Genomic DNA, 13,082 nt, shown 5'->3' on the forward strand with positions numbered 1-13,082 from the left:
CTTCGGGGGCGCTGACTGTAGCAGTCGATTTAGGTGATTTAGTTGCCACTTCGCTTACTTTCGATACAACGTGTTAATACATAGAAAAAATCCGAGGCACTGTTTCGCCGCAGACGATGATTCTCCCCTGACAGATAACAGCGCTGGATAGATGGGACCGAATTCTCAGTCCGCAAGAGGCCATGCTCATTATCAGTAGCCCGATAGTTTATACCAAACAATGCTCGAGGCCCTGAATAAATATCTCTTTTGGTAAATTTTTGCCAATAAAAACCATTTTACTCTCACGAATTTCCTCATCTCCCCACTTCATACCGACATCGGTGCCCATTATTTCATGAACTCCTTGGAAAATAACTTTCCTATCGGCGTTTTCCATAAACAACACCCCTTTGTAGCGCAGCATGCGTGGACCGAATACTTGAACCAAGCCGCCGAGAAACTGGTCGAGTTGCCCGGTATTGAAGGGCCGTTGGCTTTTGAAGACAAAGGCAGCGATGTCGTCGCTGTGGCTGGCGTGGTGATGGTTGTGCTGCTGCTCATGCTCGTGCGTATGTGCATGATGCTGACAATCGGGCGCGCACTCCGTCTCTGCATGCGCCTGCTCGGCGGCTTCGGCGGCTAAAAATTCGGGGTCGAGATCGAGTTTGGCGTTGAGATTGAAACCTTTGAGGTCGAGTACTTCGGCAATCGCGATTTGGCCGAAATCGAGGGCGCTGATGGGTGCGCGTGGGTTGATGCGGCTCAGACGGGTTTTGAGCGCACTCAAAGCGGCGGCATCGACCAGATCTGTTTTCGATAGCAAAATTTTGTCCGCAAAGCCGACCTGACGCTGCGCTTCTTCATACTCATCGAGTTGCTTCATTGCATGAAACGCATCAACTACGGTGACGACGGCGTCGAGCATATAGCGCGTGCCGATTTCTTCATCGAGGAAGAAGGTTTGCGCAACCGGGCCGGGGTTGGCCAAGCCGGTGGTTTCGATGACGACATGATCGAAGTCGATTTGACCGGCATCTTTTTGTGCCATCAGTTTGGCCAGTGCGACGATCAGATCACCGCGCACGGTGCAGCAAATGCAACCGTTGTTCATCTCGACGATCTGTTCCTCGATGGCTTGCAACAGGATGTGGTTGTCGATATTTTCTTGGCCGAATTCATTCTCGATGACGGCAATTTTGAACCCATGCTGCTCTTGCAGTATCCGATTGAGCAGCGTGGTTTTGCCAGCGCCGAGGAAACCGGTCAGGATGGTGGTGGGGATCAGGCTAGTCATGGGCTTTCCTTTGGTTGGGCCAGGCGTGGGCGAGGCTGCGGTGAACAGTTCAATTCACGCAAGCAGCGCACCAGCCTTTGATATTGAGTTCGATGTCATGGGTTTGGAAGCCGCTTAGCAAGGCGTGCGCGACGCTGGCTTGTAATTGCTGATGCAAGGCGCTGGCTTGTTGGCTATCGTCCAAGCAAAAAACGCGTTTGCAGCGCGTACACTTGAAGTGGCTGTGCGAATAGTGTTGCGGTTCATGAGCACGGGCTTCGGCGGTACCGTAGCGAAAAACTCTATCATCGCCGGCAATTTTATGGGCGATCCCCGCCAGACTCAGGCAATCAAGTGCGCGGTACAGCGTGACGCGGTCCATCTCCGGCAGCGCTTGCTGCAATTCTAAGTGCGACATCGCTTGCGGCGCGTGCAACAGGCAAGTCAGTACGCTCAGCCGTGCACCGGTGGCACGGACACCGTGGGCGGCCAATAAATCGGCGGCGTTTGGCCGGGTAGTCGGAGTGATGGCTGGGTTCATGGCGATGCGCGGACTTTAACGAGAACAGAGGCATTATGCCGCAACTGCAATTGAGTTGCACAAAACAGCTGCGCGGGCATTATTTTTTCTTGGCACGCGGATGGGTTTCATCGTACACCTTGGCCAAGTGCTGAAAATCGAGGGAGGTATAAATTTGGGTTGCTGCCAGCGAGCTGTGGCCCAGTAACTCTTGGACGGCGCGTAAGTCGCCCGACGATTGCAGTAAATGCGAGGCAAAGGAATGGCGCAGCATATGCGGGTGTACATTGGCCGCGATGGCCAGGCTGTTGGCGTGCGCCTTGATGCGCAACTGTATCAAGCGCGGCGAGATGCGGGTGCCGCGCGAACTGAGAAACAGCGGGTAGGGATCGCTTTTAAGCAGGCTGTCGCGCTGTGTCAGCCAAGTGCGCAGCGCTGCCAGCGCCGGCCTACCCACCGGCACGATGCGTGGTTTGCCGCCCTTACCGGTGACATGCACCTCGGCTTGCGCCAAGTCTACCCAACCCAGTGAGTGGTGCGCTGGCTCGTTGATCGGGCGCACATCGAGGCCCGCCAGTTCCGACACCCGCAGGCCGCTCGAATACAGTAATTCAAACATGGCGTGGTTGGGGCAGGGGCTGGCTTGCTCGTTGTGGGGAGTGGGGCGCGCTTGTGAGACCAGACGAATGGCATCGTCGACCCCCAAGGCTTGCGGCAGCGGTCGAGTTTTTCTTGGTGCTCGCACGGTATCGACCGGGTTGCTGGCCAAACCCTCGGTTTCCATTAACCAACGATAAAAACCGCGCCAGCCAGACAGGGTGCGGGCGATGCTGCGCGGATTGAGGCCGCGCGCATGTAAGCGCGAGGTGAAGTGGCGAATTTGTCCGCCGCTGAGGGCGATCAGCGGCTGCGTGCCGGCAAAATTTTGTAATTCCTGCAAATCGAGCGCATAGCTGGCCAAGGTATGCGCGCTCAGTTGGCGTTGACTGCGCAAGACTTCGAGATAACGCTCCGGCAGATTCACACTGGCCTCAGCATAGCGGCGCGCCGCCTCAGTGGTCGATCAGACAGCTGAGCGCCGCGCTGCTGGTGTCGGCGATCTGAACCAAGAAATCGGTATGCATGTCCTTGGTGTAGCGCGCCAGATCGGGTGAACCCAAGACCAGCATGCCGAAGCAGGCCGCATCGGCGGACAGGCGCAGCGGCAGCAAGGCGATTGAGGCAACGGCGAGTTCGGTATCGAACCAGCCGGCCGCTTCAAAATCTTGATTGGCACCGCAGAACGGGACTTTCAAACTATTGGCAAACAAGCGCGCGTCGGCGCTCACCGGTTCGGCAAACCAGGTATGCGAAAAATCGGCGGCAACATCCCATAAACGGACGGTGGCGTGCGGCAGGTCGAAAATTTCTTGCAGATCGCGTGTCAGCATATGCGGTAGATCAACATCATTGCGTGCTAACAAAAGTGTACGGGTCCAGCGTTGGAATTTATTGCTGATGCTGGAATTTTCATCAGCAATGCGCATTAAGTCCGTCAGCTTGAGTTCGAGGGCGCGATATTTTTCGCGCACGACCTCCATTTGTCTTTCCTGCAAGGAAATAGTACGGCCCATGATGGGGCTGGTGAGTTTTACAGCACTGAGCAATTCTGCATGTTCTTCAAAAAAATGCGGATGTTGGATCAGATAGGTTGCGATGTCAGTTGAATTCATTACAGTGATCAGAGAGTGATTTCGCCTTCGAAGACCGTGACCGCCGGTCCGCTGAGCATAACCGGCGTGCCGGAACCTTGCCATGCGATCGACAGCTCGCCGCCAGCCATACTGACTGCTACCGGGCTGTCGAGCAAGCCGCGCAGGATGCCGGCGACGACTGCCGCACAGGCACCGGTGCCACAGGCCAGCGTTTCGCCGGCACCGCGTTCGTACACGCGCAGACGAATATGTTGACGGTCGAGTACTTGCATGAAGCCGGCATTGACGCGTTTGGCGAAACGCGCATGTTGCTCGATCAGCGGGCCTTCTGTTGCCACCGGATAGCTTGCCACATCGTCGAGCACTTGGACGGCATGCGGATTACCCATGGAAACCAGCGAGACCCAGCGGGTGTCGCCGGCCACGTCGAGTGGCCACAGGGCGTCGAGCGCGACTGGGCGGCTGTTCAGCCCTTGCGTATCGAATGGCAATTTGGCCGGTGCCAACTGCGGTGGCCCCATGTCGACCGTGATGCTGCCATCGCTTTCCATGCGCGGCGCAATGATGCCGCTCATGGTTTCTACCCGGATAGCCGCTTTGTCGGTGAGTTTTTTCTCGATGACAAAACGCACGAAGGCACGTGAGCCATTGCCGCATTGCTCGACTTCACCGCCGTCGGCGTTAAAAATACGATAACGGAAATCGACTTCAGGCAGGCTGGAGCGTTGTACCACCAGAATTTGGTCGGCACCGATGCCAAAACGGCGATCGGCAATGTGACGCCACTGCGCAGCGCTGAGTTCGACATGCTGATTAATGGCATCGATGACGACAAAATCATTGCCAGCACCATGCATTTTGGTGAATGTGAGTTTCATCCCATCATTATATCGCGGGAACCCAGCCGCGCAGCATTATCCGTTTTCTCTATAGCTTATAGATCCCGCAGCCCAGCACCAGATTATCGGTCACGGCTTCAATATACGATACTTTATGCTCGACTTTTTGCGAAACCGGGTTGTTGATGCTGTAATCGACCCAGCCGCCGGCCGCCGGCAAAGCGAAGGCATCACTGACCAGTTTCTGACCATCCAAGCCATTGATATGGAACAGATTGAGCTTGAGTTTGTCGCGATTGCCACCGAAGGCCAGATATTGACCGTTACGGTTGAAGGCAAACACATACATATCTTTGTTGGCAAACTCCTGCTGCGCATCGGCGGTGATCTCGGCCAAGGCCGCTTGACCACGGGCGCGGTAGCGGCGCACCGCCTGTTTCACCATCGCATGGGCTTCGTCAGCCGTTCCCTGACGCAACTTGAAGGTGGCGACGGCCTGGGCCAGCAGCGCTGCGCGCTCTTCCAAGTTGAGCGAAGAACTCTTGGCTTGCTCTGCCATTTGCCCATTGCTTTGGGTAATTTCATCGAGTTCGCGCAGCGCTTGGGCGATTTGTGCCAGTCCGTTACTTTGCTCGCCTGAGGCGGTGGAAATGGCATCGATATTGGTCGCGAGGTTGCGGATGCCGGCGACGATATCGCTGAGCGTCAGACTGACTTCATTGATTTGGCCCACGCCATGCTTGACTTGCTCTACCGAAGCATCGATGAGAGTACGGATTTGCCGCGCCGAATCGGCGCTGCGCTGCGCCAGTCCGCGGACTTCCGAGGCCACCACGGCGAAACCACGTCCTTGTTCACCGGCTCGCGCGGCTTCGACGGCGGCATTGAGCGCGAGAATATTAGTCTGAAACGCGATCGAGTCGATGATCGATATGATTTCCTGCACTTTCAGTGCACTGCTCTGTATGCCTTGCATTGATTCAACTGCCGCATGCATGCTGGTGCCACCGGATTCGGCAATCAGGCGCACATTGGCAGCCAGGCCATTGACGGCCAGTGCACTGTCGGCATTGCTTTTCACGGTCAAGGCCAGATCTTCGACGCTGGCTTAGGTTTGCTCCAGACTGGAGGCTTGTTGCTCGGTGCGCATCGACAGATCACCGATGCCGGCTGCCAAACTTTGCCCCAACTGAGACACCATGCTGGCATTGGTACGCACATTCGCCACCAAGCCGGACAAATTGAGGTTCATGCTTTCGAGGATATTCCCGGTTTCGGCCAATTCATCCTTGCCATGAATATGAATTTGTTGCGTCAGATCACCGGATGCCACCGCCACGGCCGATTTTCTGACCGCGTGCAAGGCCAGCATGAAGCTATGATAAAAGCCCCACAATAAATAGAGCGTGGCGCAAAAGGCCGTGACCAACAGCAGCACGATGGCGTCGCGGTGGGCGCGCTGTTCGTTTGCGCGTTGCTGCAACAAACTGCTGAGGCGCGCGATCAATTCTTTTTGCGCCGCCACAGCCTTGGCGATGGCCGCGCTGCCGCTGGCAAAATACACGCTGGCGTCGCCGCTGACGGTTGCGCCGAACAAGTCGGTACGCGCCAGTTCGATGAACTGCCGGCTCGCATCAAAGGCTAGCGTGGCCGAACTCGGCATGCTTTCGCCGGAGCGTTGCAGCGCACCAGTTAAATCAGAAACGGCTTTGCTGCTGATTTGCAAGGCGTTGACGCGCGAAATCATTTCCGCTTTTTGTTCCGGCGCCAGTGTACCGGCCTTGATGTGGCCGGCACCGGTACCACGCAAAATGGCGATGTTTTCTATCCAAGCCGGTACTTTGATGGTCGCGGCATCCATGAGAAAGTAGGTGGCGGCTTCCGGGTCGAGCAATAAGCCGGTTTGTTCGCCAGCATAGGCGCAGTAGTCGAGAATTTTAGAAATCAGCAAAGTGTGTTGCGCCAAGCTCGCTGCTGAGTTTTCCGCCACGGTGCCGTTGGCCAAGCCGCGCAATTCAGTTTGCAGTGGCGCCCATGGCGCAGCCAAGGCGAATTGTGGGTGACGCGCGTGGAGGTCGGCAAACTCATCGAGTTGCTGGGTTAACTCTTTGCGCGTCGCACCGAGCACCGTGGCCATATCGCTGCCGGCGAATTGGAGGTTGAGTTGGCCGCGATGCTTTTGTGTTTCGAGCATGATGCTCATCAGGTGGCTGCTGATTTTCACGCCGGCTAACTCATTGTCGGCGGTGCTGATGTCCGCTTGGATGCGTTGCAGCAGAAAACCGACCAGTAATAGGCTTGGAAACACCAGCAGGGCCGACATGGTGAAGAGTTTGGTGCGCAAGCTGAGTCGACTCATGAGCATCATGCTCGGCAGGCTCAGGCGGTGGAGGACGGTGTTGACGACGTTTGCCATAATACTCCCAGTGTGCGCACAGTCAGTGCGAAAACGACAGACCCTAAGGGGCGCGTGGACTAAACCCGCGCTTCCCTTGGGCGGCGTGGTCGATTGTGCTGCTCGTGTCGGATCGGACGCAGGTTGCACTGCAGCATAGGATAAACGCCGTTGACTGATTGTCACAGAAATTGCCGCAAAAAAACATCTAAGTGATCAAAAACCAACTTATTAATGTAAATTTTTTTTCTTCAGCCGGTCTTGCGTGGCTAGGATGGGGTGTTTGTGTAGTCCGACATAGTGCTATACCGGTACACTTTGCGCTACTGTCAGTCATACTGTACTGCTCATTTTATAGCTCAGTGTCCATGGAGTTGCGGCAATACAGCGTGTTACTGTGGGAAAGTATTAAAATAAACGACGAGACACTCACAAGGTGTTAATGTTTTGTGGCACACATCAGTGCCACACAAAAAAAAAGCACGGAGACCCCCCATGAACGCACCCCTCAAATTCGGGTCGCAGGAGTTGATCGACACCTCGATTACCCTCGACGATAAATTCACGCTTGAGCGCGGCCGCGCTTTCATGACAGGTACCCAGGCGCTGATACGCCTGATGATGCTGCAGCAGCAAGCGGATCAACAAGCTGGCCTCAATACCGCCGGTTACATCAGTGGCTACCGCGGTTCACCGCTCGGCAATGTCGATCTGACTGCGGCCAAGGCGAAGAAGCACTTGGCGCGGCACCATGTCAAATTTCATCCGGGCGTCAATGAAGATCTGGCTGCCACCAGTGTCTGGGGCACGCAACAAGTGAATATGTTTCCTGGCGCCAAGTACGATGGCGTGTTTGCCATGTGGTATGGCAAAGGCCCGGGTGTAGACCGCTGTGGCGACGTGTTCAAGCATGCCAATCTGGCTGGTACCTCGCCGCATGGTGGTGTGTTGGTGGTGGCGGGCGACGACCATGCCGCCAAATCGTCGACGGCCGCGCATCAGAGTGAACACATCCTCAAAGCTTGCGGCATTCCGGTGCTGTATCCATCGACGGTGCAGGAGTACCTCGATTACGGCTTGCACGGCATCGCGCTGTCGCGTTACACCGGCCTGTGGGTATCGATGAAATGCGTGACCGACATCGTCGAGTCCGGTGCCGTGGTCGAAATCGATCCGGATCGTGTGAAACCGATCATCCCGAGCGATTTTGTCTTGCCGGCGGACGGTGTCAATATCCGCACGCCCGATCCTGTGCTGGCACAGGAAACGCGTATGAACAATTACAAATGGTATGCCGCGCTGGCGTATGTGCGGGCCAATAAACTCAATCAAATTATTTGGGATAGCCCGGTCGCCAAGATCGGCATCATTACCGCCGGTAAATCCTACCTCGACACACGCCAGGCGCTGGCCGATCTCGGCATCGATGAACAAGTGGCGCGCGACATCGGGATTCGCTTGTATAAAATCGGCATGACTTGGCCGCTGGAATCGGAAGGCGTGCGCGAATTCGCCACCGGTTTGGAAGAAATTCTGGTGGTCGAAGAAAAACGCCAGATCCTCGAATATGCACTCAAGGAAGAATTGTATAACTGGGAAGACAAAGTGCGCCCGCGTGTGGTCGGCAAGTTCGACGATTCCGGCGAATGGAGTAATTTGCACGGCTCCGGTCACGGTGAATGGCTGCTGCCGGCCACCTATGAACTGAGCCCGGCCCAGATCGCCCGCGCCATCGCCTCGCGCATCAGCCGATATTTTGCCGGTCATCCGGTGGCGCAATTGGTGCAGCAACGCGTGGCTTATTTGGAAGCCAAGGAAAATATGCTCGTCGGCGTCGGCAAACCCGACCCGAATAAAGACCGGGTGCCGCATTTCTGCTCCGGCTGTCCACACAATACCTCAACCAAAGTACCAGCTGGCAGCCGTGCGCTGGCCGGTATCGGTTGCCATTACATGGTGACCTGGATGGATCGTGAAACCTCGACCTTCACCCATATGGGTGCCGAAGGCGTGACTTGGGTAGGGCAGGCACCGTTTACCGATGAAAAACATGTGTTTTGCAATCTCGGCGACGGCACCTATTACCATTCCGGTTTGCTGGCAATTCGTGCGGCGGTGTCGGGCGAAGTCAATATCACCTATAAAATTCTGTTCAATGATGCCGTCGCCATGACCGGTGGTCAGGAATTCGACGGCCCGCTCGACCCCGGCATCATCTCACGGCAAATCGCTGCCGAAGGCGTCGGCCCCATCATCGTCGTCACCGACGAACCGGAAAAATATCCCAGCGATTACCCATGGGCACCCGGTGTGACAGTACGTCATCGTCGTGACCTCGACGCGGTACAACGCGAACTGCGCGCAGCGGTCGGCGTTTCGGCGATGATTTATGATCAAACCTGCGCTTCGGAAAAACGCCGGCGCCGGAAAAAAATCGACAAGAACGGACAACCTGGTTTTCCTGACCCGGCCAAACGCGCCGTGATCAACGAGGCAGTATGCGAAGGCTGCGGCGACTGTTCGGTGCAATCGAATTGTTTGTCGGTCGAACCTTTGGAAACCGAATTGGGCCGCAAACGCCAGATCAACCAATCCTCATGCAACAAGGATTTTTCTTGTGTGAACGGATTTTGTCCCAGCTTCGTCACGGTTGAAGGCGGCAAGTTGAAAAAGCCAGCTAAAACCAAGATCGCTCCTGGTCATGCGCTTGATGTCGACAGCTTGCCGTATCCGAGCTTGCCGAGCACCGCCACACCATTCGGTGTCTTGGTCACCGGTGTCGGCGGTACCGGCGTGGTAACGATAGGCCAGATCATGGCAATGGCCGCGCACTTGCAGGGCAAAGCTTGTTCCGTGCTCGACATGACAGGGTTGGCGCAAAAAGGTGGGGCCGTGATGTCGCATGTGCGTCTGGCCGACCGCGCCGACGATATTCAGTCGACACGCGTTGGTACCGGCATGGCCGATTTGGTAATCGGTTGCGATCTCATCGTCACCGCCGGTAAAGATGCCTTGTCACGCATGGGCGAAGGGCGTACTCATGCCGCCATCAATGCGAATGGGACGCCGACGGCGACCTTCATTAAAAACCCTGACTGGCAATTTCCCGGTCAGGACGCCGCCGACGATATACGTAAAGCCTGCGGCAACGACCGAGTTGACATGATTGATGCCGCAGCGATTGCGACCGCGCTGATGGGTGACAATATCGCCACCAATATGTTCTTGCTCGGCTATGCTTGGCAAAAGGGCTGGGTACCGCTGCAGCACAGCGCGCTGATGCGAGCCATCGAACTCAATGGCGTGGCCATCGATTTCAATAAGCAAGCCTTTAACTGGGGCCGTTTGGCAGCGCACGATTTACTCGCCGTCACGCGTTTGGCGGCACCGGCACAAGTTATTGAAATCAAACGCAGTCCCGGCGTCGATGAACTGATCGCCACGCGCACGGCATTCCTGAGCGATTACCAAGACGCTGCGTATGCCGCCCAATACAGTGCTTTTGTGGCGCAAGTGCGGGCCGCAGAAAGCCGTCTGGTCGATGGCAAGCCCCTGCGTTTGACTGAAGCGGTGGCAAAATACCTGTTCAAACTGATGGCTTACAAGGATGAGTATGAAGTGGCGCGGCTCTACACCGACGGCAAGTTCGAAAAGAAAATTGCGGCGCTGTTTGAAGGTGATTACGCTATCCATTACCACTTGGCACCACCGCTGTTTGCCAAGCGCGATGCCGATGGCCACTTGATCAAACAACAGTTCGGTCCGTGGATGAAAAAAGCCTTCGGCGTCTTAGCTGGTTTGAAGTCGCTGCGCGGCGGTCCGTTTGATGTGTTCGGGTACACCGAAGAGCGACGCATGGAACGGGCTTTACCGCTCGGCTATCGTGCCGACATCGTTGCTTTACTGCCGCTGCTGACAACGGAGAATTTGGCCAAAGCAGTGGCGCTGGCCAGTATTCCTGAAGACATCCGCGGTTACGGCCATGTCAAGGAACGTCATCTGGCGGCTGCCAAGTTGAAACAAGCCGGTTTGCTGGCGGAGTTTCATCAAAAATCTGACTAGGGTTTGAAACCCCGGCCTTCAGAGGCTGTCGCAAAAGGGTAGTGAGTCGGTATCATTACCCTGACTGGTGGCCACGTCATTCCTGCGCGCTTTTGGCAGGAACCCAGCGGCGTTCGTGGTTAACTGAAAATGCCAGAAATTGTGGCATTTTCAGTGTAAAAAACGACACTAGGTTCCCGCCAAAAGCACGCGGGAATGACGAGGTATACGGTGTTTCAGGTGTAAAAAAGCGTCCATCAGGCTTTTGCGACAGCCTCTTTTGGCCGGTGAGCGACGAAGGAGCGACGCGATGGGAGGGGATGCAAACCCCTTCCAGAGTCTTTTCCATCGTCGCTTGCGACGATCCATTAAGTTGTTCGCCCCGGTTGCAACGCAACACCGCATTCCCGCTCCTGACACGGCATTGTGCCTTACAATGCCAGCCACACCACAGGAGCCTGCTTTGTTCACCCTCAAACAAAAATTCGCCGCCATACCGAGCGGTTCGGCCGCACTGTTTTTCATTCAAATTTTTGCCACGCTCGGTTTTGCCGTACTGTATTCGACCTTGGTCTTGTATGCCACCAGCAAACTGCATTTCAGTATCAAAGAGGCCACGGCCATCATGGGGGTGTTCGGTGCCTTCAATTATGGCTTGCATTTGTTTGGCGGTTACCTCGGCGGGCGATTGATCAGTAACCGTAATCTGTTCATCGGCGGCATGCTCTTGCAAGTGTTGGGCTGCGCCTGTATCTCCGGTGGCAGCGTGGCCCAGTTGTATTGGGGTTTGGCTTTGTTTTTGACCGGCAGCGGGCTCAACGTCACCTGTATCAATATGATGCTCACGCAACGCTTCGCGCCTGAGGATGAGCGTCGCGAGAGTGCTTTTTTGTGGAATTACGCCGGCATGAATCTCGGCTTTTTCATCGGCTTTTCCGCCGCCGGCTATTACCAGCTTGAGCAGGATTACGCCAGCCTGTTCATCTTTGCCACGCTCGGCAATTTTGTGGCCATCGTGTTGGCAGCACTGAATTGGAACACGCTGGCTGACCGTAACACGCCCTTAAGCGCGCTCAAACCGGCGCAGTTTCGGAAAAACTTGGCGCTCGGTTTGGCCGTCTTGATCGGTTTGGTGCCGGTGGTGTTTTACCTGCTGCATCAAGCCGAATCGACCGAGCAAATCATCCTCTGGATCGGTGGCGCAGTCGGCCTGGCATTGGCGGCCTTGACCTTGCTGCATCGCGAGCGCCGCGAACGGCGCAATATGACGGCCTACCTGATGCTGACGCTCGGTTCCTTGGTGTTCTGGACTTTGTATCAGATGGCCCCTACTGGTTTGCAATTGTTTGCCGATAAAAATGTCGATCGCCTGGTGTGGGGCGTAGAAATTGCGCCGCAATGGATACAGAACATCAACGCCTTTGTGATTATGATAGGCGGACCCTTGCTGGCGATCTGGTTCAAACATCTGCGCGCACGCGCTTGGAAGCTCGATGTGCCGCTACAATTTGCGCTGGCGCTGCTGCTCATTGGCGGCGGCTTTTTAGTGCTGCCGCTGGGAATCTGGCTGGCCCCGGCCGATGGCATGGTGGCATTCAAGTGGCTGTTCATCAGTTATATCTTGCAAAGCCTTGGTGAGTTGCTGATTTCACCAGTCGGCTATGCCATGATAGGGCGCTTGGCACCGACCAAATATCAAGGAGTAATGATGGGAACGTGGATGTTGGTCACCGGCGAGGCCTCGATTCTGGCCAGTTATTTTTCCGGTATGGTGCCCGATCCTGCCGCCGGCGGGGCCGTCAGCAGTAATCCGGTTTACAGCCAGGTGTTCGGCATGCTCGGCTGGGGCAGTGTCGGGGTCGGGCTCTTGCTGGTAGTTTTGATTCCATTTTTACGCACACTCATCAGCAGTGGTCCTAGCGATGAGGCCACAGCATGAAGCCGCCAGGGCTGATCATGGCAGCGGCCATCAATCTGTTCCTGGCCGTGGCAGCCGGGGCTTTCGGTGCGCACGGATTGAAAACAGTATTGAGCCTGGAGATGCTGGCGATCTGGCAAACCGCCGTGCATTATCAAATGATCCATGCCCTCGGCCTGCTCGCCATCGCCATGCTGGGCCAGCACGCCGATGCGCGCTGGCTGGCGCGTGCCGCCATCGCGTTCTTGCTCGGTATGGTGATTTTCAGCGGCAGCTTGTATCTGCTGGCGCTGTCTGGCTTGCGCTGGCTCGGTGCCATCACGCCGCTGGGCGGGCTGGCATTCCTGGCTGGCTGGGCCATGTTGGCTTGGGCCGCTTGGCTGCAGCGGCGCTGAAACCTGGTACCAGCGCATTTTGAAT

General features: G+C 56.0%; 11 protein-coding genes. 3 read left to right on the forward strand and 8 right to left on the reverse strand.

The window, feature by feature from the left end:
- Positions 1 to 208: 208 nt before the first annotated feature.
- From RHM61_RS07270 to RHM61_RS07300, 7 genes are all read right to left on the reverse strand, one after another.
- Entirely contained in the window at positions 209 to 1,276 is a 1,068-nt protein-coding gene (locus RHM61_RS07270) for a GTP-binding protein (RefSeq protein WP_322250463.1), read from the reverse strand.
- A 49-nt stretch (positions 1,277 to 1,325) separates the two neighbouring features.
- Complete coding sequence (locus RHM61_RS07275) at positions 1,326 to 1,796, reverse strand: Fur family transcriptional regulator (protein WP_322250464.1); 471 nt, start codon at positions 1,794 to 1,796, stop codon at positions 1,326 to 1,328.
- A 79-nt stretch (positions 1,797 to 1,875) separates the two neighbouring features.
- Positions 1,876 to 2,793, reverse strand: a complete 918-nt coding sequence (locus tag RHM61_RS07280; RefSeq protein WP_322251056.1) for a tyrosine recombinase XerC — start codon at positions 2,791 to 2,793, stop codon at positions 1,876 to 1,878.
- 34 nt (positions 2,794 to 2,827) lie between these two features.
- Positions 2,828 to 3,487, reverse strand: coding sequence for a DUF484 family protein (locus RHM61_RS07285; RefSeq protein WP_416200216.1), 660 nt, complete (start codon positions 3,485 to 3,487; stop codon positions 2,828 to 2,830).
- An 8-nt stretch (positions 3,488 to 3,495) separates the two neighbouring features.
- On the reverse strand, positions 3,496 to 4,347 hold the full coding sequence (gene dapF / locus RHM61_RS07290; RefSeq protein WP_322250465.1) for a diaminopimelate epimerase: 852 nt from the start codon (positions 4,345 to 4,347) through the stop codon (positions 3,496 to 3,498).
- 49 nt (positions 4,348 to 4,396) lie between these two features.
- A complete protein-coding gene (locus RHM61_RS07295; protein ID WP_322250466.1) occupies positions 4,397 to 5,389 on the reverse strand; it encodes a methyl-accepting chemotaxis protein in 993 nt (330 codons plus the stop codon).
- A gap of 27 nt (positions 5,390 to 5,416) precedes the next feature.
- Complete coding sequence (locus RHM61_RS07300; protein WP_322250467.1) at positions 5,417 to 6,724, reverse strand: HAMP domain-containing protein; 1,308 nt, start codon at positions 6,722 to 6,724, stop codon at positions 5,417 to 5,419.
- A gap of 474 nt (positions 6,725 to 7,198) precedes the next feature.
- Between RHM61_RS07300 and RHM61_RS07305 the strand changes: the two genes are divergently transcribed.
- A complete protein-coding gene (locus tag RHM61_RS07305) occupies positions 7,199 to 10,765 on the forward strand; it encodes an indolepyruvate ferredoxin oxidoreductase family protein (RefSeq protein ID WP_322250468.1) in 3,567 nt (1,188 codons plus the stop codon).
- Positions 10,766 to 10,841: 76 nt separating this feature from the next.
- Here RHM61_RS07305 and RHM61_RS07310 read toward each other — a convergent pair whose 3' ends face one another.
- Positions 10,842 to 11,093: a hypothetical protein gene (locus RHM61_RS07310; RefSeq protein WP_322250469.1), complete on the reverse strand. Its 252-nt coding sequence runs from the start codon at positions 11,091 to 11,093 to the stop codon at positions 10,842 to 10,844.
- A 114-nt stretch (positions 11,094 to 11,207) separates the two neighbouring features.
- Between RHM61_RS07310 and RHM61_RS07315 the strand changes: the two genes are divergently transcribed.
- Together RHM61_RS07315 and RHM61_RS07320 are read left to right on the forward strand one after the other, a co-directional pair.
- The gene (locus RHM61_RS07315; RefSeq protein WP_322250470.1) at positions 11,208 to 12,683 is read left to right on the forward strand and encodes an oligopeptide:H+ symporter; all 1,476 of its coding nucleotides are present in this window, start codon (positions 11,208 to 11,210) and stop codon (positions 12,681 to 12,683) included.
- Positions 12,680 to 13,057: a DUF423 domain-containing protein gene (locus RHM61_RS07320; RefSeq protein ID WP_322250471.1), complete on the forward strand. Its 378-nt coding sequence runs from the start codon at positions 12,680 to 12,682 to the stop codon at positions 13,055 to 13,057. The genes RHM61_RS07315 and RHM61_RS07320 overlap by 4 nt, the downstream gene beginning before the upstream one ends.
- Positions 13,058 to 13,082 lie beyond the last annotated feature (25 nt).

This window comes from Undibacterium sp. CCC3.4 (assembly GCF_034347425.1).
GTDB lineage: Bacteria > Pseudomonadota > Gammaproteobacteria > Burkholderiales > Burkholderiaceae_D > Undibacterium.

Bases quoted from the DNA above. Each gene is read 5' to 3' on its own strand.
- RHM61_RS07270 (WP_322250463.1), bottom strand. From the start codon at position 1,276: ATGACTAGCCTGATCCCCACCACCATCCTGACCGGTTTCCTCGGCGCT.
- RHM61_RS07275 (WP_322250464.1), bottom strand. From the start codon at position 1,796: ATGAACCCAGCCATCACTCCGACTACCCGGCCAAACGCCGCCGATTTA.
- RHM61_RS07285 (WP_416200216.1), bottom strand. From the start codon at position 3,487: ATGAATTCAACTGACATCGCAACCTATCTGATCCAACATCCGCATTTT.
- dapF (WP_322250465.1), bottom strand. From the start codon at position 4,347: ATGAAACTCACATTCACCAAAATGCATGGTGCTGGCAATGATTTTGTC.
- RHM61_RS07300 (WP_322250467.1), bottom strand. From the start codon at position 6,724: ATGGCAAACGTCGTCAACACCGTCCTCCACCGCCTGAGCCTGCCGAGC.
- RHM61_RS07305 (WP_322250468.1), top strand. From the start codon at position 7,199: ATGAACGCACCCCTCAAATTCGGGTCGCAGGAGTTGATCGACACCTCG.
- RHM61_RS07310 (WP_322250469.1), bottom strand. From the start codon at position 11,093: ATGGAAAAGACTCTGGAAGGGGTTTGCATCCCCTCCCATCGCGTCGCT.
- RHM61_RS07320 (WP_322250471.1), top strand. From the start codon at position 12,680: ATGAAGCCGCCAGGGCTGATCATGGCAGCGGCCATCAATCTGTTCCTG.